This is a genomic window from Haloferax sp. Atlit-12N (assembly GCF_003383095.1).
Lineage (GTDB): Archaea > Halobacteriota > Halobacteria > Halobacteriales > Haloferacaceae > Haloferax.
In genome coordinates, this window is sequence record NZ_PSYW01000002.1 from 664874 (window position 1) to 687139 (window position 22266).

Annotated in this window: 23 protein-coding genes and 1 pseudogene; 7 read left to right on the forward strand and 17 right to left on the reverse strand. The window is 67.3% G+C overall.

Features of this window, described 5'->3' with window-relative positions; all coding sequences use genetic code 11:
- Positions 1 to 99 precede the first annotated feature (99 nt).
- Entirely contained in the window at positions 100 to 348 is a 249-nt protein-coding gene (locus tag C5B90_RS11715) for a hypothetical protein (protein ID WP_058826070.1), read from the forward strand.
- A gap of 22 nt (positions 349 to 370) precedes the next feature.
- Here C5B90_RS11715 and C5B90_RS11720 read toward each other — a convergent pair whose 3' ends face one another.
- A complete protein-coding gene (locus tag C5B90_RS11720) occupies positions 371 to 1138 on the reverse strand; it encodes a Sir2 family NAD-dependent protein deacetylase (RefSeq protein ID WP_115881645.1) in 768 nt (255 codons plus the stop codon).
- A gap of 138 nt (positions 1139 to 1276) precedes the next feature.
- Here C5B90_RS11720 and C5B90_RS11725 point away from each other — a divergent pair, with 138 nt between their 5' ends.
- Positions 1277 to 2296 (forward strand): phosphoribosylaminoimidazolesuccinocarboxamide synthase, encoded by a 1020-nt coding sequence (locus C5B90_RS11725; protein ID WP_115881647.1) that lies wholly within the window; start codon positions 1277 to 1279, stop codon positions 2294 to 2296.
- Positions 2297 to 2348: 52 nt separating this feature from the next.
- Here the strand turns inward: C5B90_RS11725 and C5B90_RS11730 are convergent, their stop codons facing one another.
- From C5B90_RS11730 to C5B90_RS11740, 3 genes are all read right to left on the reverse strand, one after another.
- A complete protein-coding gene (locus C5B90_RS11730; protein ID WP_115881649.1) occupies positions 2349 to 2567 on the reverse strand; it encodes a hypothetical protein in 219 nt (72 codons plus the stop codon).
- A gap of 61 nt (positions 2568 to 2628) precedes the next feature.
- A complete protein-coding gene (locus C5B90_RS11735; protein WP_115881651.1) occupies positions 2629 to 3612 on the reverse strand; it encodes a formyltetrahydrofolate deformylase in 984 nt (327 codons plus the stop codon).
- 147 nt (positions 3613 to 3759) lie between these two features.
- Positions 3760 to 5154: a GntP family permease gene (locus tag C5B90_RS11740; RefSeq protein ID WP_115881653.1), complete on the reverse strand. Its 1395-nt coding sequence runs from the start codon at positions 5152 to 5154 to the stop codon at positions 3760 to 3762.
- A 180-nt stretch (positions 5155 to 5334) separates the two neighbouring features.
- Here C5B90_RS11740 and C5B90_RS21220 point away from each other — a divergent pair, with 180 nt between their 5' ends.
- The 3 genes from C5B90_RS21220 (at position 5335) to purQ (ending at position 6492) form a co-directional block, all read left to right on the forward strand.
- Positions 5335 to 5457, forward strand: a complete 123-nt coding sequence (locus C5B90_RS21220) for a hypothetical protein (protein ID WP_255566828.1) — start codon at positions 5335 to 5337, stop codon at positions 5455 to 5457.
- Between the two features lie 107 nt (positions 5458 to 5564).
- Positions 5565 to 5816 carry a phosphoribosylformylglycinamidine synthase subunit PurS gene (purS, locus tag C5B90_RS11745; RefSeq protein WP_004969187.1) on the forward strand — a complete coding sequence of 84 codons (252 nt, stop codon included), beginning with the start codon at positions 5565 to 5567 and terminating at the stop codon, positions 5814 to 5816.
- Position 5817: 1 nt separating this feature from the next.
- Positions 5818 to 6492, forward strand: a complete 675-nt coding sequence (gene purQ, locus C5B90_RS11750; RefSeq protein WP_115881655.1) for a phosphoribosylformylglycinamidine synthase I — start codon at positions 5818 to 5820, stop codon at positions 6490 to 6492.
- Between the two features lie 495 nt (positions 6493 to 6987).
- Here purQ and C5B90_RS11755 read toward each other — a convergent pair whose 3' ends face one another.
- A complete protein-coding gene (locus tag C5B90_RS11755) occupies positions 6988 to 8070 on the reverse strand; it encodes an archaeosine biosynthesis radical SAM protein RaSEA (protein WP_115881657.1) in 1083 nt (360 codons plus the stop codon).
- 89 nt (positions 8071 to 8159) lie between these two features.
- On the reverse strand, positions 8160 to 9008 hold the full coding sequence (locus tag C5B90_RS11760; RefSeq protein WP_115881659.1) for a DICT sensory domain-containing protein: 849 nt from the start codon (positions 9006 to 9008) through the stop codon (positions 8160 to 8162).
- A 142-nt stretch (positions 9009 to 9150) separates the two neighbouring features.
- Here C5B90_RS11760 and C5B90_RS11765 point away from each other — a divergent pair, with 142 nt between their 5' ends.
- Both C5B90_RS11765 and C5B90_RS11770 read left to right on the forward strand, forming a co-directional pair.
- Positions 9151 to 10230, forward strand: coding sequence for a hypothetical protein (locus tag C5B90_RS11765; protein WP_115881661.1), 1080 nt, complete (start codon positions 9151 to 9153; stop codon positions 10228 to 10230).
- 126 nt (positions 10231 to 10356) lie between these two features.
- The gene (locus C5B90_RS11770) at positions 10357 to 12288 is read left to right on the forward strand and encodes an aldehyde ferredoxin oxidoreductase family protein (protein WP_115881663.1); all 1932 of its coding nucleotides are present in this window, start codon (positions 10357 to 10359) and stop codon (positions 12286 to 12288) included.
- Between the two features lie 57 nt (positions 12289 to 12345).
- Here C5B90_RS11770 and C5B90_RS11775 read toward each other — a convergent pair whose 3' ends face one another.
- The 11 genes and pseudogenes from C5B90_RS11775 to C5B90_RS11825 form a co-directional block, all read right to left on the reverse strand.
- Complete coding sequence (locus C5B90_RS11775) at positions 12346 to 13065, reverse strand: hypothetical protein (RefSeq protein WP_115881665.1); 720 nt, start codon at positions 13063 to 13065, stop codon at positions 12346 to 12348.
- Positions 13066 to 13140: 75 nt separating this feature from the next.
- Complete coding sequence (locus tag C5B90_RS11780) at positions 13141 to 13479, reverse strand: AzlD domain-containing protein (protein WP_115819611.1); 339 nt, start codon at positions 13477 to 13479, stop codon at positions 13141 to 13143.
- Positions 13480 to 14175, reverse strand: coding sequence for an AzlC family ABC transporter permease (locus C5B90_RS11785; RefSeq protein ID WP_115881667.1), 696 nt, complete (start codon positions 14173 to 14175; stop codon positions 13480 to 13482).
- A gap of 67 nt (positions 14176 to 14242) precedes the next feature.
- On the reverse strand, positions 14243 to 14683 hold the full coding sequence (locus C5B90_RS11790; protein ID WP_115881669.1) for a hypothetical protein: 441 nt from the start codon (positions 14681 to 14683) through the stop codon (positions 14243 to 14245).
- Positions 14680 to 14937 (reverse strand): hypothetical protein, encoded by a 258-nt coding sequence (locus C5B90_RS11795; protein WP_115881671.1) that lies wholly within the window; start codon positions 14935 to 14937, stop codon positions 14680 to 14682. The genes C5B90_RS11790 and C5B90_RS11795 overlap by 4 nt, the downstream gene beginning before the upstream one ends.
- A 1-nt stretch (position 14938) precedes the next feature.
- The gene (samp3, locus tag C5B90_RS11800; protein ID WP_115881673.1) at positions 14939 to 15217 is read right to left on the reverse strand and encodes a ubiquitin-like modifier protein SAMP3; all 279 of its coding nucleotides are present in this window, start codon (positions 15215 to 15217) and stop codon (positions 14939 to 14941) included.
- Between the two features lie 276 nt (positions 15218 to 15493).
- On the reverse strand, positions 15494 to 15721 hold the full coding sequence (locus C5B90_RS11805) for a HalOD1 output domain-containing protein (protein WP_158547231.1): 228 nt from the start codon (positions 15719 to 15721) through the stop codon (positions 15494 to 15496).
- Between the two features lie 339 nt (positions 15722 to 16060).
- Complete coding sequence (locus tag C5B90_RS11810; RefSeq protein WP_115881677.1) at positions 16061 to 18019, reverse strand: archaea-specific SMC-related protein; 1959 nt, start codon at positions 18017 to 18019, stop codon at positions 16061 to 16063.
- 34 nt (positions 18020 to 18053) lie between these two features.
- A pseudogene (gene rdfA, locus C5B90_RS11815) lies at positions 18054 to 18701 on the reverse strand (rod-determining factor RdfA).
- Between the two features lie 191 nt (positions 18702 to 18892).
- Positions 18893 to 19900: a DUF1616 domain-containing protein gene (locus tag C5B90_RS11820; RefSeq protein WP_115881679.1), complete on the reverse strand. Its 1008-nt coding sequence runs from the start codon at positions 19898 to 19900 to the stop codon at positions 18893 to 18895.
- A gap of 63 nt (positions 19901 to 19963) precedes the next feature.
- On the reverse strand, positions 19964 to 22150 hold the full coding sequence (locus C5B90_RS11825) for a DUF4129 domain-containing protein (RefSeq protein WP_115882497.1): 2187 nt from the start codon (positions 22148 to 22150) through the stop codon (positions 19964 to 19966).
- Positions 22151 to 22266 lie beyond the last annotated feature (116 nt).

Here is a 22266-nt window from a genome sequence, read left to right on the forward strand (position 1 = left end):
TGACGGGGAGAGAGCATCAATTGATTGGTGAGTGTGACCGGGGGTTCGTAGCGCTTGGCCACCACCTATTTGCCGCGGGCGACGTGAGCTAGCGGCCCGATGTCCGACGACACCGAAGCGGACGTGACCGACCGCGAACCGAGCGTCGAAGACGACGACGGACACGGCGTCACGGTCGACGGCGGCGGCGACGCCGGCGCGTCGTCGCCAGAGGAGTCCGAGGAGGTCGACGCCGAGCGACCGGACGATGCCGAGGAACCGGACGCCGAAGACGAGATGAGAGAACAGGAAGCGGCCGAGACGGAGAACGTCGACAACCACCGCGACGACGAGCCGTTCGACTCCTGACGGGGCGGCAACGCGGTCGCGTTCAGACTCGTTTGACTCGTTTTTCGACTTCGGGGAGGAACGCCGCGAGGTCCCCGCGGACGACCCGGTCGGCGCGGTCGTCGTACTGCGTCGCGTCGAAGTTGACGACGACCAGCGAGCCGGCCTCGGCGGCCCGACCGGCGAGGCCAGCCGCGGGGTGAACCGTCAGCGACGACCCGAGCGACAGAAACACGTCGGCGTCGCCGGCGAGGCGGTTCGCCTCGCTGTAGGCGACGCGGGGAAGGCGCTCGCCGAACAGGACAACGCCGGGCTTGAGCAGGCCGCCGCAGTCGTCGCACGTCGGCGGCGCGTCGCCGGCGCGGACCGTCTCGAACGCAGGGTCGGCGCCGGTTCGCGCGCCGCAGTCCTCGCAGACGACCTCCGCGGCGTTGCCGTGGAGTTCGACGACGCGGTCGGAGCCGGCCTCGCGGTGGAGTCCGTCGGTGTTCTGCGTCACGACCGCGTCGAGGACGCCGCGCGATTCGAGGGTCGAAAGCGCGTCGTGGCCGGGGTTCGGTTCGACGCCGTCGGGGAACATGCGCTCTTGGAGGCGGACGCGGTCGCGCCAGAAGCCCGCGGGGTCGTTGACGAAGCGGTCGCGGTGGAACGACACCGGGTCGAACTCGGTCTCCCAGATACCGTCGTCGCCGCGGAAGTCGGGGATGCCCGAAGCCGTGCTCATCCCCGCGCCGGTGAAGGCGACGGCGGTGTCGGCCTCGCAGAGTCGTCGGGCGACCCACGCGGCGTCTGATTCGAGGGCAGCGTCCATAGCCGAACGGAGGGTACAGCCGCGAAAAAGCGATACGATTCGCCCGGTGCGCGCGTTCGTGCATAAATTCGACTCGTCGCCGACCGAGATACGCACGGAAGTGGAAGGTTCTTAGTGGGATGAGTCCAGAGGACGACCATGACCAGCGTGAAGGACTTCCGCGTCGAGGAGGAGCCGACGGCGACCGACCTCGGGCGGGGCCGCTTCGTCTTCTCGGACCGCTACTCCGTGTTCGACTGGGGCGAGATGCCCGACCACGTCCCGAACAAGGGCGCGAGCCTCTGTCTCATGGGCGCGTACAACTTCGAACTGCTCGACGTGAACCACGTCCCGACCCACTACCTCGGGGTCGTCGAAGACGGCGAGGTCAAGGAACTCGGCGAGTGCGAGTCGCCGCCGACGGAGATGGCCATCGAACTCACGCAGGTGCCCGACCTCCCCCACGAGGACGGCGCGTACGACTACGACGCCTACCACGAGGCCGCCGGCGACAACTACCTCATCCCGCTGGAAATCGTCTTCCGCAACACCGTCCCGGTGGGGTCGAGCCTCCGGCGGCGCGGCGAGCCCGCAGACTACGGCCTCGACGCCGACGAGTGGCCCGACGAGGCCGTCTCCCTCCCCGAGCCGGTCGTGGAGTTCTCCACGAAGTACGAAGAACAGGACCGCTATCTCTCCCGCGAGGAGGCCGACGACATCGCCGGGAAAGTCGACCTCGACCGCCTCGAAGAACTGGCGCTCGCCGTGAACCACGTGCTGACGGAGCGAGCCGAGAAAGCCGGCTTCGACCACGAGGACGGCAAAATCGAGTGTCTCTACCACGACGGCACCGTCAAGGTCGGCGACGTGGTCGGCACCTTCGACGAGAACCGGTTTTCCTACGGCGGCCAGCAGGTCTCGAAAGAGGTCGTCCGCCAGTACTACAAGCGCGTCCAGCCCGAGTGGGTCGAGGCCGTGAAAGACGCGAAGGCCGAGGCCATCGAGACGGGCGAGCCGAACTGGCGCGAGAACTGCGCGGTCGAACCCGACCACCTGCCCGCCGACATCGTGGAGGCCCTGTCGGACCTCTACTGCGCCGGCACCAACGCCTACGTCGACCACGACTGGTTCGACGCGCCGGCCATCGAGGACGCCGTGGCTCGCGTTCGGGACCTGTAGTCGGACACGGGTCGGGAAATTCGGGATTCGTCTGTTCTGTGTCGTTCTGTTCTTACTGTCCGTCGTCGTCACCGACGAGGAACCGCCAGCCGCGGCGGGAGAGTTGGACGACGCCGAGCGCGAAAAAGACCGTCGCACCGGTCACGACGCCCGGTTCGACGCCGGGGAAGAGCGGGATGAGACCGAGTTCGTGCGCGATGAGGAGGACAGTCGCCACGAGCCACAGCACGTAGCACCCGAGCGCGACGCGATAGCGGAGGGAGACGGGCACGCCTCCGAGTCGCGGCGGCGGCAAAATAGGTCTGGTGGGAGTCGCCCCGCTCAGCGTCGACTCAGTCCTCGGACGGCTCTGGCGCGAGCGCCTCGCGCTCGCCGAGGGCGTCGATGATGCCGTCGACCGGGCGGTCGGGGTTCGACGCCTGCGCCTCGCGGGTGAGGCCGAGTTGGTAGCGCTCGGGGTCGGCGCTCTCGCGGAGGCTGGTGCGGCCGCGGTGGACCGAGACGTCGTTGTTGAGGTGAAGCTTCACGGCTTCGAGGAGCGCGTCGGCCTCCAGCGGCTGGCCGCGCTCTTTGATTTCGTCGATGGTGGCGTCGTCCGGCACGTCGAAGGCGCGCTGGGTGATGATCGGCCCTTGGTCGAGGTCGGTCGTCACGTAGTGGGCGGTGACACCCGCGATGCGGACGCCCTCTTCTTTCGCCTGTCGGTAGGCGGCCGCGCCAGGGAACGCCGGGAGCAGCGACGGGTGGATGTTGATGATGCGGTCCTCGTAGCGGAAGACGACGTTCGGGCCGAGGATGCGCATGTAGCGCGCGAGGACGATGAGGTCCACGTCGTACTGTTCGAGGAGGTCGAGCAGGCGCTCTTCGTTGGCGGTGCCCTTCTGGTCGCCGATGTCGTGGAAGGGGACGTCGTAGTGGCTCGCCAGCGGTTCGAGCGTGTCGTGGTTGCCGATGACGACCGAAATCTCCGCGCCGAGGTCGTCGTTGGCCCACGCCTCGAACAACGCTTCGAGGCAGTGGGACTCCTTCGTGACGAGAACGGCGATTTCGCGGGTCTCGCGGTCCGAGGGGAATCGGACCTGCACGTCGACGCCGAGGTCGTCGCCGAGGTCGGACAGCGCCGCCCGTAGCTCGTCGCGGGTGCAGGTCATCTCCGCCGTGTCGGCGTGGAGGGTCATCCGGAAGATTCCCTCGCGGACCGCTTGGTCCAAGTCCTCGACGTTGATTCCGCGCTCGAACAGCAGGGTGGTCACGTTCGCGATGAGTCCGGTCTTGTCTCCTCCGATGACCGTGATTTCGGTGAGTTCGCGAGTCATACCGTCACCTCCAGCTGTTCGAAGCTGAACATACACCGTCCTGCGTCGGCGAGCGGTAAACCGCTGTCGTTCTCCGCAAGCGAATCCCTCGGGAACGACCGTGAATCACCCGTGAAAAGGAAATAGCCGGCGTGCGCGCGCGGCCGTCTACGCCAGTGGGAGCACCGACGAGACGATAAGGACGACGACGAGACCGGTCACGGAGATAATCGTCGTCAGCGCCGTCCACGTCTTCAGCGTCTCCGCCTGCGTGAGGCCGCCGATTTCCTTGACGAGCCAGAAGCCGGAGTCGTTGTACCACGAACAGATGTTGCCGCCCGCGCCGATGACCATCACCAGATACGCGGTGTGGACCGGAAGCTGGCCGGTGAGTGGGGCCATGATGCCGGCGGCCGTGAGCATCGCCGCGGTCGCAGAGCCCTGCGCGATGCGGACGATGGCGGCGATGAGCCACGCGGTCACGAGAAGTGGGATGCCGAACCCTTCGAGGCCGTTTGCGAGGTACGAGCCGATTCCGGAGGCCGCGAGGAGCGCGCCGAACGCGCCACCCATCGCGGTGATGGCCGCAATGTTGCCGCCGCTTTTCAGCGCCTCGGTGAGTTCGTCCTCCCAGTCGGACCGCGAGAGGTCGGACCAGCGGTAGTACGTGTAGGCCGCGGCGAGCGCGGCGACCGTGAGCGCGACGTTCTTGTCGCCGATGAACGCGACGAACGGCCTGACCTGCTCGACCACCGGCGTCACGCCTTGGAGGGCGTTGACGACGGTGAGCGAGCCGACGAGCGCGACGGCGATGATGATGGGCGCGGTGGATTCGAGGAAACTCGGCAGGGACGACACGTCGCGCTGAGCGCGCTCCTGCAGTTCGTCCGTGGTCGTTCCCATCGCGTCGCGGAGGGGGATGTCGAGATGACGGTTAATCCAGCGGCCGTAGACGAGGCCGCCCATGGTGGCCGACGGGACGGCGACGGTGACGCCGATGAGCATCGTGGTACCGATGTCGGCCCCGATTTCGCTGGCGACGGCGAGCGGGCCGGGCGTCGGCGGGATGAACACGTGGGCCGTCGCCGCGCCGGCCCCGACGACGACGAGGTAGAGCGCGTAGTTGTCGCCCATCCGCGCCCGCATCGACCGCGCGAGGGGAGCCATGAGGTAGAACACGCTGTCGAAGAACACGGGGATGGCGAGCACCGTACTGCTTCCCCACAGCGCGATGTCGCTGTTTTCCCTCCCGACGAGCGACTGGAAGGAGCGGACGATGCGCTGGGCGGAGCCGCTTTCGAGCATCGACTTCCCGATGATGGCGGCCATCAGGATGGGAATCCCGATGCCGGCCATCCCGTTGCCGAACGCCGTGGCCGTCCGCGTCGCCGCGTCGGCGAGCGCGAAGTCGGGGACGAACGCCGCGTTGACGAGGCCGACTGCGAACGCGGCTATCGCCAAGCCGACGAACGCAGGGAGGTCTAACACGACCAGTAGCAACACGACCAACGCGAGTCCGATGACGAACGTCAAGAGCGGACTCTGTGCGAATTCGATTGCCATGCGTGAGATGCTGTCTCACTCATGCTATAAAAATGATTATCATATATCATATGTGTAATTATTATTTGTACTATTTATGAAGTAATTATTATGAATAATCGAACAATCGGTCCCTCAAATCCGGGTCAGACGCGCACCCTCGGACGACTCAGTTATTCGGCCGGTGTCGGACGACCGGACATGTCCGGTTTCGATTCTCCCCTCGCCGCCGACCCAGACGACGACGCGGAGGACGTCTTTTCACTTCTCGCCGACGAGACGCTCCCTTCACCGTCGACGAGGGACTCGAAGTACACGGCGTAGAACGCTCTCCAGCCCCGTAGCCGCCGCCCCGCAGGCACATAAGCATATCCGTGTATATCAAACACGACCCAAAACCGTTTTTGCACATCACCACGCATCGCCACCTGATGACCACCTACACCGCGACGGTGACGGTGCGCCTCAAGCGTGGCGTGCTCGACCCCGAGGCGGAGACCACGAAGCGCGCGCTGGAACGACTCGGGTTCGAACTCGATGCGTTGCGCTTTACCGAACGGTACGAAGTCGACCTCGACGCGGCCGACGCCGACGAGGCCGAAGCCCGCGCCGACGAGATGGCCGAACGCTTGCTGGCGAACCCGACCATCCACGACTACGAGGTCGCGGTCGCCGAGGCCTGAGATGATCGCAGTCGTGCAGTTCGGCGGCTCGAACTGCGACCGCGACGCCGTGCGCGCGCTCTCCGACCTCGGCTTCGAGGCCGAGCGCGTCTGGCACGAAGACCCGCTCCCCGAGGAAGCGACGGGCATCGTGCTCCCCGGCGGCTTCTCGTACGGCGACTACCTCCGCGGCGGCGCGATGGCCGCCCGCTCGCCCATCATGAAGTCGGTCCGCGAGGCGGCCGAAGAGGGCGTCCCCGTCCTCGGCGTCTGCAACGGCGCGCAGATTGGCTGCGAGTCCGGACTCACCCCCGGCGCGTTCACGACGAACGCGAGCGCCCGCTTCCAGTGCGAACACGTCTACCTCCGCGTCGAGAACGCCGACACGCGCTGGACCGCGGCGTACGAGGAAGGCGAGGTCATCGAACTCCCCATCGCCCACGGCGAGGGTCGCTTCGAACTCGACGACGAGCGCTACGAGGAACTCGAAGCCGACGACCGGATTCTGTTCCGCTACTGCGACGAGGACGGCAACGTCACCGACGAGGCGAACCCCAACGGCTCGCTCGGGAACGTCGCGGGCGTCCTCGGCGACAGCGAGTCCGTCGCGGTGCTGATGCCGCACCCCGAGCGGGCGTCGCTACCGCAGCTCGGTAACACCGACGGTCGGGGCGTGCTGGCGGGCTTCGAGGGGTAGGGTATAAAAAGACCGTCCGCCGCGGTGGCGGGCGGCACGGGGTCGGTTGGCGAACGTAGCGGCATACACGATGAGCGATGTTGGAGTGTCGAGGTTTCCGACCCGCGTACCGCGTGCTATGGGGCGAGAGCGCAGGGAGCGTCCGTGGCGATCCACGCCTCGGCGTTCTCCTCTTCGCGAATCTCGAACCACCCATCCGCGTAGTAGACGGTCTTGTACGTGTGTTTCGTCATGATGGCGGGCGGCTCGGATGGACACGTCCGAACCACCGAATATGACAACGACTCACACCCTCTTTGATACGAATATCCTATCCAACGGTTAGGTGCCTGTTACTTTCGGATAGCACTCCCTAACGCGGTCGAATCGGAGAAAACGAGCCGAGATACTGGACGAACGGTCGGAGATGCCGGCGGGAGACGGTCCGGTCCGAGACGAGGGTCGTTCGTCCGCGCGAGCGACGTGAGCCCGGGTGGTGCGACGGAACGCGCCGGCCTACTTGACCAGCGGCATGTTGTAGCTCGTCTCGTTGTCGAGGACGAACTCCCACGTCGCCTCGCAGTCGCAGGACACCTGGTCGAAGACGCTCGGGTCCTGCCGGAGGTTGAAGTCCTTGACCGCTTTGAACACGAGTTCGTCACAGTCGCCGCAGTTGTGCGCGCCGCGCTCTTGGCCGCCGCCGACGGGGTCGGAGACGACGATGGCGTCCACGCCGACCGTCTCGCGGAGCGCGTCGGCGACCGACCAGAGCCACGGCGGGCGGTAGCCGCCGTTGAAGAACAGTTCGTCGACCATCGTGTAGCGCTGGACGTTCGTCGGGTTCATCGAGACGGTGTGGCAGTTGTCGACCGCCGCACACCGGCGGATAGAGGACTTCATGTCCTCGAGCGCCTCGGGCTCCGAGAGGAACGGCGGCTTCATCAGGAGGTACGCCTTGACGCCGCCGCCGGCCGCGGCGGCCTCCTCGCAGGCGTCCTCGAAGTCGGCGAAGTCGAAGTACTTGTTCACGCAGTCGTGGCGGACGCGGTCGGTGGCGGTTTCGAGACCGATTGCCACGTCGGTTTCGAGGCCGCGGTCGGTGAAGTCCGCGAGTTTCTCGCGCGTGACGAAGTCCGGCAGCGACTCGACGACCATGCGGTCGCGGTCGGCGAACGTCTCGGCGATGGCGTCACGGGTCTCGGCGGGTACCTCGCGCTCGTCGAGGAACGAGCCGGAGGTGTAAATCTTGATGAGGCCCGCTTTCTCGCCGTCGTCCATCTCCTCGGCCTCGTGGTCGAGACAGACCTGAATCTGGTCCATCAGCGCCTCGTGGGCGACGGTGCCGCCTTCGACGGACTCGGCGACGTAGCCGCACATCGTACAGCCGCCGGCGCGCGCCCACCGGCAGCCGCCGGTGTTGAGAATAATCGTCAGCGAGTCGTAGACGCCGTCGGGCGTGTTGTCCTCGTCTATCCACACCCGAGTGGGCTCGTGGGGGTCGTAGGTCTTCTGCTTCCGCGAACGGATGTCGCGCATCACCTTGTTGTGCGCGTCCATCCCGCGTCCCCGCTCGTAGACCTCGGGGCTCGGCTTACTCATTGGATACCCGTATCGGACGGGTGCGTAAAGCGGCTTCGTCTGGCTTCGGTCGGCGGCGGGCGGCGGCGGGCGGCGGCGGCCGCCGACCCTCACATGTTCCGTGAGATGTACCGGTCGATGTCGGCGACGAGCGACGGGCGGAACGTCCAGTAGCCCTCCCAGCGCTTCGGTTCGGTCTCGAGCGCGAGGAGAGCGACGGGTTGGCCCGGACTCACACCGTCGATAGCTCGCTCGTCGCTCGGGGTTCCCTCGTCGGTCCCGCCGTCCGACTCGACCGCTCCGACCGGCCCGCCCTCCGGCGGCGTGTAGACGACGAACCACGAGTCGTAGAAGTCCTCGGTGTAACCGCCGTGGGTCAGGAGGTCGGAGTTAGACGACGGGGTCCAGTCCGGAATCCCGTAGACGTGGGTCTGCACGTCGGTCGACGCGACCTTCTGGTAGACCGCTCGCGTCCCGCGCTCGTCTTTGATTCGGGACAGCCGCTGGAACGACGACCGGAGTCTCCCGTCGCCAGCGCGCCACGCGTGGCGCTCGATGTACCGCGAAATCGCCACGAGCAGCAGTTTCTCCTTGTCGGATTCGGGATAGCCGCGGAGGGAAAACGGCACGTCGTCGAGTCGCGTGAGGACCGACGGGAGTTCGAACGCGGCGAGGTTCGCCTGCCCCGTCTTGTAGAGGTCCGAGTTCACGAGGAGGACGGTGTTCATCACCACCTCCAGCGGCGAGGTCGCGACGACCTCGCGCCCCTCGGGCGTCTGCTCGGTGAGCACGACCACGTCGTCGCCGCGGGTGTCGTTGGACAGTTCGTCGACATCGACCGGCTGGTCGGCGAACGTGGTTTCGAGCATCCGCTGGACGGGGTCGGGAGCCGAGCGATTGACCACCGACAGCGACCGACTCGCGGCGTCGATCGCACCGAGAAAACTGTCGAGTCCCATCTGGTTCGTGGAAACGACTGACCCCCGACGAAATAGCTGTTTTGGAGGTCGGAGCCGCGACGCGGCGACGGGGACGGAGATGATGGTCGAACGCGGCACCGCAGCGACAGACGTTCATATGCGTCGCGCCCGTAGGTGGCCCATGGAGCGCCGCACGCTCCTCTCGCTTCTCGCGGGCGGCGTGGCCGGACTCGCCGGGTGCGGAACGCCCGAAGGCGAGACGGAGACGCCGACCCCCGAGGAGGGGACCGACCCGCCGACCGAGACGCCGACGACCGAAGCGCGCGTGGAGCGGTCGCTGACGCTCTGGAACCCGACGCCGGACCCGGTGTTCACGACCGTCGTCGGCGTCCGCGGCGACCGCGACGTGTTCTTCGAGAACCGCGACCTGCTTCCCGGCGAACGGACCGCGCTGTCGGTCGCGGTCCCGACCGGGGAGACGGCGGTGCTCGTCGAGACGGACACCGGCCTGCGGGCCCGGTCGGGATGGGTCGTCGACGCGGCGTTCGAGGGGCTGGAGGTCGTCCTCGGTCGGGACGGCGCGGAGTTCTGGCGGACCGTCTCGTGCGACGCCCGGGGAGAGTGCTCGCTCGCGGCGGCGACCCCCGACGACGGGCCGAGAATCGACCTCCCGCTCGTCGGCGACGGCTCCGCGCGATGGTACGCACCGGCGGGCGTCGTCGTGGAGAACCCCGGCCCCGAGACGACCGCTCGGCTCCGCATCGACCTCGGAGACACGGTGCTCGTCGACCAGGCGTACCGCGTTCCGTCGGGGGCGCGGCTATCGATTCCGGTGACGTACCGAAGCGGGGACTACCGCGTCGAAGTCGAGACCGACGAGCGACGCGTCGAGTCGGCGTGGCCGGTGCCCGACCAGCCGACGAAGTATATCGACGTGTCGAGCGGAGCGACGGGCTGTGGTCCGGCGAACACGACGCTCACGGTCGCCAACCGCGACGACGAACCCCATCGGCTCTCGCTTCAGGTTACCCCCGAGGGTGACGGCGAGCCGTTCGACCGCACGCTCGCCCTCGACCCCGGTGAGGTCCGCGAACTCGTCCCCGTGACGACCTCCGGGGCGCACGCCCTGTCGGCGAGCCTCGAAACCGGGGCGGCGGTCTCGGGGACGTGGTGGTCGTGCCCGCCGCGCGGCCCCGCGAGCGTCGTCGTCGACGCCACCGGAACCGTCTCGTTGCGGGTCGCCGGCCCGCAACCGGGATGAGTCGCACGGATTGCCGCAATCCCGTGACGGACCGGCGTTGGTCCACGACGGGGTAACCTCGAACGGTTACGTCGAGGTGGGAATCACTAACCCGACAGCGACCGTATATAATCAACGAGGATTACAATGACTGAACTCGGTGGTTATCACGACAGGGTCGCTCGGGTGGACCTGTCATCCGGCGACATCGCGTACGAGGGTATCGACGACGAGGACGCGCGAAAGTACATCGGGGCCCGCGGCCTCGGCGTGAAGTACGTCTTCGACCAGGGACCGGACGTGGACCCGCTCGGACCGGACAACCTCCTCGCGTTCATGACGGGGCCGCTCACCGGCACGCAGACCGTGATGAGCGGTCGCATCGCGGTCGTGACGAAATCCCCGCTCACGGGGACCGTCACCGACTCGCACCACGGCGGCTGGAGCGGCGCGCGACTCAAGTGGTCCGGCTTCGACGGCCTGCTGTTCACGGGCAAGTCCGAACACCCGGTCTACGCGGTCGTCGAAGACGGCGAACTGACGCTCCACGACGCGGAGCACATCTGGGGCTGGGGCGTCCACGACACAATCGAGGAGCTCGAAGGCGAGGTCGAAGGGAGCCTCGGCAAGAACCTCTCGATAATGGCTATCGGCCCCGGCGGCGAGAACGAGGTCAAGTACGGCTGTATCGTCAACGAGGACGACCGCGCGTCCGGCCGCGGCGGCACGGGCGCGGTCATGGGCTCGAAGAACCTCAAGGCAATCGTCGTGAAGTCCGGCACGCGGATGCCGAAGCCGGCCGACGCCGACACGTTCAAGCAGGGCTACCAGCAGGCGATGCAGCTCATCCGCGAGTCCGAGGTCACCGCGCCCAACGAGGGCGGCCTGTCGCTGTACGGGACGAACGTCCTGATGAACGCGGGCGAGGAACTCGACGGTCTCCCGACGAAAAACGGGAAGTACACCTCGACCGCGGCGATGCGAGACGCCGAGGGCGCGGACATCGACTCCGAGCGCGTCTCCGGCGAGAACGTCCGCGAGAACATCCTCGTCGACGAGCCGACGTGTCACTCCTGCCCGGTCGCCTGTAAGAAGGAAGTCGAGGTGTCGGTGATGCACAAAGGCGAGGAGATGAACGTCCGTGGCGAGTCCTACGAGTACGAGTCCGCGTACGCGCTGGGCCCGAACTCCGGACACACCGAGCGCGACGAAATCGCCGTCATGATCGACCGGTGTAACGACATGGGCGTCGACACCATCGAGATGGGCAACATGATGGCGATGGCGATGGAGATGTCCGAGCAGGGCAAGCTCGACGGGCTGAGCGAACAGCTCGACTGGGGCGACACCGAGCGCATGATCGACCTCATCACCGAGGTCGCGAACCGTGAGGGCGACCTCGCAGACGCCCTCGCCGAGGGCGCAAACGGCCTCGCCGAGCGCTTCGACGCCCACGACAACTCGCTGGCCGTCAAGGGCCAGACCATCCCGGCGTACGACCCGCGCTGCATGAAGGGCATGGGCATCGGCTACGCCACCTCGAACCGCGGTGCGTGCCACCTCCGCGGCTACACGCCGTCCGCCGAGATTCTCGGCATCCCGGAGAAGCACGACCCCCACGAGTGGCGCGGGAAGGGCGAACTCGTGGCGCTGTTCCAGGACATGCACGCCATCTCAGACTCGTTCGACATCTGCAAGTTCAACGCGTTCGCGGAGGGCATCGAGGAGTACGTCCTGCAGTACAACGGCATGACCGGCCGCGACGTGACCGAAGAGGAACTGCTCGAAACCGGTGACCGCATCTACACCCTCGAGCGGTACTACAACAACCTCGCCGGCTTCGACGGTGCCGACGACTCGCTGCCGGGACGCTTCGTCGAAGGCGACGAGGCGATGCCCGGACAGGGCGCGTCCGAGGGCCAGTTGTGCGAACTCGACGAGATGAAAGAAGAGTACTACGCCCGCCGCCAGTGGGTCGACGGCGTCGTCCCCGACGAGCGTCTCGACGAACTCGGCATCGACATCGGCCCCGGCACGGGCGTCTCCCGCGGCGACTCGCCGGCACCCGCCGACGACTGAACCGACGGCTGGACCGACCACCCGGCCCGACCCGGTCGCGGCCGATACCCACCCGAATCACGCTTTTTCCGACCGATTGCGACCCGTAGTGGTGAGTCCGCCGACGAGCGCCGCGGCGGCCCCACCGAGGCCGCCGAAGACGACGCCGAACACCAGTCCAGAGAACGCCCCCCAAAGCGGGAGGCCGACCGAGTCGCCGTCGAGGTCGGTCGGGTGGAACCCGGTCGAACCGATGCGGACGAACCCGTCCGCGTTCGGGGGCACGTCGCCGAGGCCGACGCGAGCGACGAGCGCGGCGACGGCGACGGTGGCGGCGAAGCCGAGCGCGACCGACGACCCCGTGACGAACCCCTCGGCGGGGCGTCGGGACCACGCCGTGAGGCGCGCCGTGACGACGCCGGCGAGAAAGAGGCAGGCGGGCGGCAGCGCGCCCAGCCAGTACCACGAGTCGGCCGCGCCGTCGAACCCGTCGACGAGGTTTCGGAGGACGACCGCGCGACCGGGGCCGGTCGTCTCGACGAGTCGAACGGGCAGGCCCATCGCGCCGCCGAACGTCCAGACGGGGACGAACACGGACGGGACGGGTTTCCCGGCGGTCATCTCGGTCGCGGCGTCGAGCGTGGAAAACGAGCCGTCGGTGGCGAGGGCGAGCCAGCCGGCGACCGCGAGCGTGCCGACGACGAACGCGGCGACGCCGGCGACGAACCCGGTCGGGAGAAGGGCGCGACCCTCGCCGTCGCGGGGGAGCGAGTAGAGGCGCGGAGGTGGGGAGGGCATGCGTGCGACCGTGGTCGCCCGCGAAACGAGTATCTTGGGGGAGGCGACGGGTCACCGAACGGGGCTGACGGCGGCTCAGACGACGAACCGGAGGACCCAGAGCGCGCCCATGCCGACGAGGATGGTGGCGAGCACGCGTTCGGTGTACCACGCGGCGAGCGCGGCCAGCGCGCCGGCGACGAGTTTGTCGTTGCCGACGGAGACCGCGAGGTCACCGGATGGGGCGAGGAGCGCGGGGAAGACGAGCGCCGCGAACACGGCCGCAGGGACGTACTCCAGCGCCGATTCGGCCGCCGGCGGCACGTCGTCGATGCGGCCGAACAGGTAGATGAACGACCCGCGGATGGCGAAGGTGAGGACGCCCGCGAGAGCGATGACGAGCCAGACGGTCGCCGAGTCGTAGCCGGTCGGCATTCAGGCGTCGCCTCCGAGCGATTCGACCGCGAGACCGGCGAGGACGCCGACGACGGCCGCGACGATGATGTCGAGGTGGAACGGGACGCCCGCGACGACGACGCCGGTGGCGACGAGGCCGCCGACGAGACACGACGCGCCGGACGCACGGTCCTTCAGCGTGGGGACGAGCAGGGCGAGAAAGACGAGGGGCGCGGCGAAGTCGAAACCCCACTCGGGCGGGAGCCCGGAGCCGAGGAGCGCGCCGGCGACGGTCGTCACCTGCCAGACGAGCCACAGCGACGCGCCCGCGCCGACGTAGTACGCGAAGCGGTCGGTCTCGCCGTCGCGGCCGTAGCGGGCGATAGAGACCGCGTACGCCTGGTCGGTCAGGAGGTACGACGCGAGCGCCTTCGACCGGGCGGTCAGGTCGCGGAAGTAGGGCGCGATAGAGGCCGAGTACATCATCGTCCGGAGGTTGATGACGACGGCCGTGCCGACGACGATTGCCAGCGGCGCGTCTGCGCCGAGGAGTTCTATCATGGCGAGCTGCGACGCGCCCGCGAAGACGAGACTGGAGAAGCCGAGGGCGTGCGCGACCGACAGCCCCTGTTCGACGGCCGCGACGCCCGCGACGAGGCCGAACGGCGCGATGCCGAGTTGGAGCGGCCCCGCGGCCCGGACGCCGTCGAGGAGGTCGGAAGAAACGGTTGGCATCTGTCGGTAGCAGGTCGCCGCCCCCGAAATAGCCGTCTATCGTCGGGCAGTTTGCCGGCTTTTCGGCCTACCGCCTGACGACGGCGACCTCACGGATTTCGAGCGCCGTCTCGAACTCGTCGCGGCGGTCGGCGTCCGCGCCGACACGTCGGAGGTGTTCGGCGTGTGCCCGGCGGACCGCGTCGACCTCGCGGTGCGAGAAGTCTAGGTCGAGTCCCTTCGTGTCCCAGTGGCCCAGCGGGACGAGAAACACCGCCGTCTCGTCGTCCTCGTGGACGCATTCGAACCCCTGTGCGTACTCGGTCGCCCGGCCGTCGAGGTACGCCTGCGCCCGGTCGAGCAACAGTGGGAGGCTGCTTGCGGGGACGCTCGCCTTCGCGGCCGCAAGCATGATTGCCGTACCGTCGATGGCACCGCCGCGGGGCGCGCCGTCGTCGCCGTCCGGCGCGAGGCGCTCGCTGAGTCGTTCGCGCCCCGGCCGCCGGTCACCGTCGGCACCCACGGTCATCCCCCCGCGCGCATCGCCTTGCGGGCGAATCGCTCGACGAGGTCGTCGAGCGTCTCCTCGTCGCCCTCGAACGCGAGCTGCACCTCGGTGAGTTGGATACTGCTCGTTATCGTGACCACCTCGGTCTCGATGTCGACGGCCCAGTCGGGGCCGACCACGCGGCCATCGCCGTCGGCCTCGCCGCCGAGTCCTTCGAGGTACTGAATCGCGAGGCGGGGCGAGATACCGCGGAACGCTCGCTGTCGACGCGCCACGTCAGCCCCCCGCGACCGGCGGGAAGACGCTCACGGCGTCCCCATCGTCGAGCGTCGTGGCCATCCCGTCGAGGTGGACCACTTCGCGCCCGTTTTTCAGCACGTTCACGTGCGGCTTGACCTCGCCGTCTTCGATGAGTCGGCCGGCGAGACCGTCGTACTCCGCTTCCAGCGACTCGAGGACGTCTCCGACGGTCGCGTCGTCGTCGACCCGCCAGTAGATGGACTTCTGGCCCACCACCTCCCGAAACGTCGCGAAGAAGCGCAATTCGAGTTCCATACCCCTTGTCGGCGTCCACGAGACAAAAAGGTACGTCGCGGGCGGCCACAGCGAACGGTTGGCCGGACTTATCGGAGTCACTAATTCAAATAAACTGCAAGATTATCGCCTGAAAGATCTCAACCAATTAAGTAGAAAGAGCGTCGAAACGTCTCGCTCGACGGGACATTCCAAGCGGCTTCGATACCGACCCGCGCGGGCCGGATAACTGCGGTCGGTGCGAACCGTTCGACAACGGTCGAATCATCCCCAATTAGTGTCGAACGACCCGGCCGATTACCGTCCCGCGTCGCGGACTTCGATACGACCGACGGACTCGACGGTGACGACTAAATCGGCGTAGTCGAATTCGAGCGACGCACCCGTCACGCGCGGTGCTCCGGGCGCGTCGCGGCCGAACAGGGCGTCGAGGGCGTCGGTGTCTACGTGCTCTGTGAGTGGCGGTAGCTCCGTCGGGTCGCGGCGCGTGTGTTGGTTCACAGCCGCGGCAACCGCCTCAGAGATCGGCTCGGTACGCTCGCAGTCGTACCAAACTCGTGTCGGTTCGAACTCGTCTCGTACCTGCGTGTCTGATGTGATGATGGTTTCGTCCCCCCAGTATCGTCTGTTCGATACGTTGGTTCGACGTGTTATATTTCTTGCGTACTAACGGTATGTCCCTTTGATAGTGTTTATACAATGCAATATTGGGTTGAGAACTGACCGCTAAACAGGACCGGGAGCGGCGAGCTATCGGAACATCGAGTCAGCGCGAGAGGGACAAAAGAGGGAGAGAACAGAACAGACGAGAGCGGAGCAGACGGGAACGCGACCGCTGTCTCGACACCGCGCGGACTGGCCCGGTCAGGCCGCGGGTGCCACGTCGGTCCCCCACGTGACGCGCCGGTACGACTCGTCGAGGGCCTGCGCGTCCTCGGGGAGGAGGGCCGCGACGAGGAACGTCGGATACTGCTCGAAGTGGTCGACCAGCGCAGCGATGCGCTCGGCGTCGATAGCCTCGACGGAGTCGAGCAGCATGAACGGGACCTCCTCGTACACCTCGTGGACGAGGTAGCCCGCGAGGGCGAACACGAGGCCGACGACCTCGCGCTCGCTCTCGCTGAGGTGGTCGATGGAGTCCTCGTACACCGCGCCGGAGTCGGACGCGCGGACGATGTGGAGTTCGAACTGGGTCTTTTCGACCTTGCGGCGGCCCTCTCGGACCCGGCGTTCGACCTGCTCCAGCCAGACGCGCTCGATGTTGTCGTAGCCGAGGAGGTCGAGGACCGTCTCCATCTCCTCGTTGAACGCCTCGACGGCCGCGGTCGTCAGCGACCGAATTCGGGTTCGCGCATCCTCGAGTTCCTCCGTCACCTGTTCGCGCTCGAGTTCGAGTTCCTCGCGCTCGTCGAACCGGTCGTCGAGCGCGTCGAGGTCGTCGTGAACCGACGCGAGATCGTCGCGCGTCCGGTCGAGCGTGAACTCGACCTCGTTGAGCTCCTTGTGGAGTTCGATGAGGTCGCTCTCAGCCTGCCCGCGGAGGTCCGACGCGTCGGCTTCGAGCGATTCGACCCGTTCGGCGAGCTCCTCGCGCTGGTCGGTCAGCGAGTCGATTTGCCCGGTCCGGCGGTCGAGTTCGTCTTCGAGGCGCTGGAGCTTATCCCGGAGCTTCCGGCGGTCGCGCTGGGCCTGTTCCGCCGCCCGCATCGAGCGTTCGAGTTCGTCGAGTTCGCGGCGAAGTTCGGCGCGTTCCTCGCGCTGTTCGTCTCTGACCTCGCGGAGGCGGTCGGTCGTCCCCCGAATCTGGTCGCGGTCGACCTCGGTGCCGCAGGTCCAGCAGGTGATGGTCTCCGAGGAGACGAGTTGGTCCGTCACCGAACCGCCGCCGACCGCGCCCAGCGAGTCCTCGACGAGGTCGGCCTTGCCTTCGAGCACGTCCTCCGTGTACTGGACGATGGTCTGAAGCTCCGAAATCGTCGAGTTGAGCGACTCGATGCGCGACCGAATCGACTCGATGCGGTCGTTCGCCTCGCCGCGGTCGACCTCCTCGGCCTCGAACGAATCGAGTTCCGACTGGAGTTCGGAGCGCTCCTCGCGGAGCGATTCGACGCTCTCGCGCTCGCTCTGGAGGCGGAAGCGGACCGTTTCGAGGTCCGACCGCGCCGACTGCAGGTCCGACAGCACCTCGTCTAACGCGGCTTGGTTCTCGCGTTGCGATTCGACCGTCTGGTCTTCGGCCTCGATTTCGGCTTCGAGATCGTCGCGCTCGGCTTCGAGGTCCTCGATTTCGGCTTCGAGATCGTCGCGCTTCGATTCGAGCGACCGGCGGTCGGCCTCGAGCGAGTCGAGCGAGTCGAGTTGTGTTTCTACCTGCGTCCGTCGGGTCTGGAGGCGCTCGATTTCTGCCTCGATGGCGTCGGTGTCGACCGGTGCCATGATGACGTCGTGGAGGTCGCGCTCCGAGACGACGGCCCGGCGCGCCTCGTTCGACCCGAGGAGGAACGCAAAGCGGTCCGCAGTCGTCGTATCCCGGAGGTACGGCGTGCCGTCGGTCGTGACCGACCCGTTCTCACGGGAGAAGACGCGGGTGTACGTCCGGCCGTCCAGTTCGAGTTCGACCGACCCCTCGTCGGCGTCTCCCTTGAGACTGGCCGCGTCGCTCCCGAACGCGCCCATAAGCGCGCGCAGGAATGACGTTCGGTTCGTCGCGTTGCGCCCGGTCAGAACGGTGACGCCGGGTTCGAGCCCGACGGTTCGTTCGTCGATACCACCGATGTTTCGTATACGGACAGTCGCCGTCTGAAGTGCCTCTGAATCGTTCATGTTTCGGATGTGGTGTGTTGGTGAGCCCGAATCGCTACTCGTTTCTCTCCTGTTCGCAGTCGCAGTGCCCGGAGTTGAGCAGCGTCGTCGGGGTCATTCGAGTGTCACAGTCTGTGCAGGTGACACGGATGTCTACTTCGACCTCGTAGGTGCCGATGAAGACCGCTTCGGCCTTCACTAAACGGTCGATAACATCGATAGTCACCGTCCGCAGTCGGGATCGGAGCTTCCGAATCGTCGCGAGTCCCGACTCGGTCGCGCTCTGTCCGTCTTCGTCGTCGTCTTCACGTTCGACGTTTCGGTGTCGCTTGAGGTAGTTATACACCGACTAGTAGGAGATGATATCCGACTCCAACTGGTCGATGTCGACGCCGCGCTCGCGGAGCGTGTTCCGCGCGTCGGTGCGACTCCCCGCAGTCACGTCGTCGCTGGTCAGGAGTCGGTAGAAGTTCTCCGCCTCCCCGTCGAGGACGTGCGCGCCGGCCTGGTCCAGCGCGGCCCGGATGAGTCGCTTGTTCACGTCCCCTTCGAGTTCGCGGAGGCTCCGTTGCTCGCGACCCTCGCCGAGCCACGCATCGACGAGGTCGTCACCGAGGCCATCGAGACCGTACCGGTCTGCGATGCGCTCTATCTTCGGACCTCGGCCGCCGCGGCGGGAAACCGTGCTTCCAGAATCTCGCATTGTGACCTCGTTACCCGGACCTTAGCGTGCAGTACCCTAAACGTTACTTATGGATTATCAGAGATGATAAAACTAGAACACAAACGAGTTACACGACATACGCCGACGTTCTTACGGATTCCGGGGAATAAATGAGAGATATCAGTAAACTAGAGAACTACCCACCGCGAGACGGCGGTCGGTTTTTGTCATTATTCCTCACGAACGGTCACCCAGAGGTGGACCTCCCGGTAAGCGTTATCAACCGTCGGCGACGCCGGCGGCGCGCCCTCGTAGAGGAGGTACGTCAGCCGCAGGCGCTCGCCCGTCATCGTCGGGCGGACCTCGTGCGGTTCGTGCCACGTCTCGTTGTGTTCGAGTCGGGGCGTGAACGTCCGAAGTTGCTCGGACTCCAGTACGGTCGTCGAGTTGTTCGACACCTCGACGCGCTGGAGCACGGTGACGACGGTGTAGTTCACCGTCCGGTGCTCCTGGTTGCCGACGCCGAGGACGAGCGACGCGGGTTCGCCGCGGACGAGTTCCTCGGGGTAGTTGTCGGCGGTGAGTTCGTCGTCGCCGTCTTCGGTCAGGAGGTACAGTTCGGTGAACGACTCGCCGTCTTTCGGCACCGCCACCGCGTAGCCGACGCTGGCGGTCGCGAGGACCACGCTCGCCACGAGGACGACGTTCAGCATCGCGTCGGTCCCCGACGCCGGGTTGAACAGTTCGTCGCGCGCGGCGGCGAACCAGCGCTGGTAGGGGACTTCCAGCCGTTCTTCTTCGGGGAGCGCCGACCGGCGGGCCGCCGCGAACGCCGTGGCGACGAGCGTGAAGCCGCTCACGGCGACGAGGATGGGCACGAGTCGAATCCCCCACGGCGTGAAGTTGAGGACGAGTCCGAGCAGGGGGACGACCGCGATGCTCGTCCCGAACGAGAGCGCGACCCGCTCGATGCCGTCGATACCACCCATCCGGTCGTGGTCCTCCGGGGCGTCTATCGGCGGACCGCGCTCGGGGAACAGCGCCGCGATGAGGGCGTAGCCGGGGATGAAAAGCACGAACGGCAGGCCGACGACGACTCGGAGCGGCGTCCCCTCCAGCCCGGGCGTGAGCGTCGCGACGAGCGTGAGCGCGACGCCCGCGACGACGACCGCGAGGTCGGCCGGGAGCGTGCGGAGCGGCTCGGGGAGGAACAACCGCCAGTCTTGGCGCTGCGACATCTACCCGAAGTGGGAAACACGAGCACAAAAATCATTTGTCAGCCGCCGGGGCCCGCAGCCGCGCTACTCGACCGGGCCGACCGGCTCCGACGCGTCCGCACCGTCGCCCGACTCGGGCGAGTCGAGCGCGCCGGTCTCCTCCCGGGCGACGACAGAGCGGGCCGTCTCGACCAGTTCGGCGGCGTCCGCGTCACTCACTGAGAGTCCGCTGTAGGCCGCGCGCTCGTAGCCCGCGGTGAGCGATTCGAGGGCGTCGGCGGGCGCGACGCCGGCGTCGACACACCGGTCGCAGAACTCCCAGTGCGTCGCGGCGTCGTCGACGTCTGCGGCGGCCGAAAGCGATTGTCGAACGCCCGCGTAGGCGACGACCACCGCGTCGTTCGGTCGCCCCGCGTCAAGCGCGTCGGCCGCCGAGTCCAGCGCCGAAGCCTCGGTCGCCGACGGTTCCGGCGCGGTCGAGTCGTCGGAGCCCGAGGCGGCGGACTCGTCGGCTGTCGGCGTCGCCGCGGACTCGCCAGCGCCGTTCCGCCGGAGGAGAACGGCGGCGACAAGGCCGACAACTGCGGTCCCGGCGATGACCCACGCGAGGGCGAGCGGGTCGAACGGGAGCCCGCCAGAAGCGCCGTTTCCGGCCTCGCCCCCGGTGGCACCGTTCGAGAGCCGGATGCTCGCCGTCGCGTCGGACGATTCGAGGTTCGTCTTCTCGCCGTCGAACGCGGCCGAGACGGTCGCGTTCTCGGCGGCCACGCCGCTCGGAAGGTCGATAGTCGTCCGGTACGCGCCCGACTCGCCGGTCGTCGCCGACGCGACTTCGCGCTCGTTGACGCTGACGGCGACCGACTGGCCGCTCACGGCCTCGCCCTCGTCGGTTTCGAGACGACCTTCGACGACGACCGTTTGGGCGGTCGTCTCGCGGGCGCGCACGTCGAGCGCTGTCCCCTCGGTTTCGAGCGGGACCGCGACCGTCGCCGGGGCGAACGCGACCGCCCTGCCGTCGCCGTCGGGCGCGATTCGAATCGACGCCGCGTCTGTCGCGGTCGCGGGGACGGTCGCCGAGACGGCCGACGCGCCGCTTTCGTTTGTCGCCGGCGCGGTCGCCGACGACCCGGCGAAGCTCGCCGAGACCGGGTAGTTCGACACCGGCGTCCCGTTCACGCTGACCGTCGCGCGAACCGAGACGGCGTCGGCGTAGCCGTAGGCCGGCGCAGACGGCTCCGACAGGCTTGCGGTCGCGTTCACCTGCGAGACGGCGACAGGGACGACCCGCTCCGTCGCCTGATACATCGACGCGTCATCGGGCAGGTACCGGACCGTGAGCGACGAGGTACTGGTCGGAATCCGCGCCGGCCGGTAGGTCAGTTCGAACGAGCCGTCGGGGGCGACCGCGGTCTGAACCGTCCGCCCGCCGACTGCAAAGCGGGCGGTCGCCGTCTCGACCGGCGTGCCGTTGTCGGCGACGAGCGCCCCCGAGAGGACGAGCGGGTCGGTAAAGGAGATGTTCCGGTCGTAGTCGGCGACGGTGAGGTTGGTGGCGACGAACTCGCGGGAGACGATTTCGTCGCGCTGCTCGGAGACGTTCGCCTGTACGTCCGCGATTTGGGCGCTACTCTCCGCGAGGTCGCCGTCGGTCCGGTTCGAGATGACGTCGAACGCCTCCAACAGCCGCTCTGACTGGGTCTCACCGTCCTCGGCGAGTCGCGTCAGTTCGCGGGCGAGTTCGCGGGCGCGCTCGTCGTTGCCGGCCCGCCTCGCCGCCTCGTACTCGCGGCGCGTCTCGCGGAACTCGCTGACGGTGTCGACGTACTCCCGCTGCGTCTCGCCGACTGACTGGTACTCCTCGCTCGCGCCGTCGCCGCCGACCTCGCCCTCGACGTCGACGTACTTGCCGAGCGAGTCGTCGTAGTCGTCGCCGAGCGCCGCCTTCGCGGCCGCGTACTCGCCCTGACTGAGTTGCAGGGTACTCGCTCCGATGTCACCGTTGAGTTCGCCCGAGAGGTACGACAGCAATCGGTCGAGTTCGTTCTCGTCGTCGACCTCGTCAGGATTCTCGTGGAGGACACCAGTGCTGTTGTTGTTCGTCGCGTTCGCGGTCTGCTGCAGCGGACCCGTGGTCGGTCCGAACGCCGATACTCGGTCAACCGCCCCGAGAGACGCCGGCGCGTCCGTGCTCGGGACGGGCGCGTCGGCGGCCGCTCCCGCAGAGACCGCCGCTACCGGCGCTGTCGCAACGAGACAGCCGACGACCAACATCATCCAGAGCAACCGCACCGGGCCGCCCGATTCACCACGCACTACCCGTAGCCAGACGGGGGGACCTAATGGGTTTTGGCATTCGCCGACTTGCTCCGGCGGTCCCGGACGCGTGA

Bases quoted from the DNA above. Each gene is read 5' to 3' on its own strand.
- C5B90_RS11740 (WP_115881653.1), bottom strand. From the start codon at position 5,154: ATGGCAATCGAATTCGCACAGAGTCCGCTCTTGACGTTCGTCATCGGA.
- C5B90_RS11755 (WP_115881657.1), bottom strand. From the start codon at position 8,070: ATGAGTAAGCCGAGCCCCGAGGTCTACGAGCGGGGACGCGGGATGGAC.
- C5B90_RS11760 (WP_115881659.1), bottom strand. From the start codon at position 9,008: ATGGGACTCGACAGTTTTCTCGGTGCGATCGACGCCGCGAGTCGGTCG.
- C5B90_RS11785 (WP_115881667.1), bottom strand. From the start codon at position 14,175: ATGCCAACCGTTTCTTCCGACCTCCTCGACGGCGTCCGGGCCGCGGGG.
- C5B90_RS11765 (WP_115881661.1), top strand. From the start codon at position 9,151: ATGGAGCGCCGCACGCTCCTCTCGCTTCTCGCGGGCGGCGTGGCCGGA.
- C5B90_RS11770 (WP_115881663.1), top strand. From the start codon at position 10,357: ATGACTGAACTCGGTGGTTATCACGACAGGGTCGCTCGGGTGGACCTG.
- C5B90_RS11775 (WP_115881665.1), bottom strand. From the start codon at position 13,065: ATGCCCTCCCCACCTCCGCGCCTCTACTCGCTCCCCCGCGACGGCGAG.
- C5B90_RS11725 (WP_115881647.1), top strand. From the start codon at position 1,277: ATGACCAGCGTGAAGGACTTCCGCGTCGAGGAGGAGCCGACGGCGACC.
- C5B90_RS11820 (WP_115881679.1), bottom strand. From the start codon at position 19,900: ATGTCGCAGCGCCAAGACTGGCGGTTGTTCCTCCCCGAGCCGCTCCGC.
- purS (WP_004969187.1), top strand. From the start codon at position 5,565: ATGACCACCTACACCGCGACGGTGACGGTGCGCCTCAAGCGTGGCGTG.
- samp3 (WP_115881673.1), bottom strand. From the start codon at position 15,217: ATGGAACTCGAATTGCGCTTCTTCGCGACGTTTCGGGAGGTGGTGGGC.
- C5B90_RS11780 (WP_115819611.1), bottom strand. From the start codon at position 13,479: ATGCCGACCGGCTACGACTCGGCGACCGTCTGGCTCGTCATCGCTCTC.
- C5B90_RS11720 (WP_115881645.1), bottom strand. From the start codon at position 1,138: ATGGACGCTGCCCTCGAATCAGACGCCGCGTGGGTCGCCCGACGACTC.
- C5B90_RS11810 (WP_115881677.1), bottom strand. From the start codon at position 18,019: ATGAACGATTCAGAGGCACTTCAGACGGCGACTGTCCGTATACGAAAC.
- C5B90_RS11825 (WP_115882497.1), bottom strand. From the start codon at position 22,150: ATGTTGGTCGTCGGCTGTCTCGTTGCGACAGCGCCGGTAGCGGCGGTC.
- C5B90_RS11735 (WP_115881651.1), bottom strand. From the start codon at position 3,612: ATGACTCGCGAACTCACCGAAATCACGGTCATCGGAGGAGACAAGACC.
- purQ (WP_115881655.1), top strand. From the start codon at position 5,818: ATGATCGCAGTCGTGCAGTTCGGCGGCTCGAACTGCGACCGCGACGCC.
- C5B90_RS11715 (WP_058826070.1), top strand. From the start codon at position 100: ATGTCCGACGACACCGAAGCGGACGTGACCGACCGCGAACCGAGCGTC.
- C5B90_RS11790 (WP_115881669.1), bottom strand. From the start codon at position 14,683: ATGACCGTGGGTGCCGACGGTGACCGGCGGCCGGGGCGCGAACGACTC.
- C5B90_RS21220 (WP_255566828.1), top strand. From the start codon at position 5,335: ATGTCCGGTTTCGATTCTCCCCTCGCCGCCGACCCAGACGACGACGCG.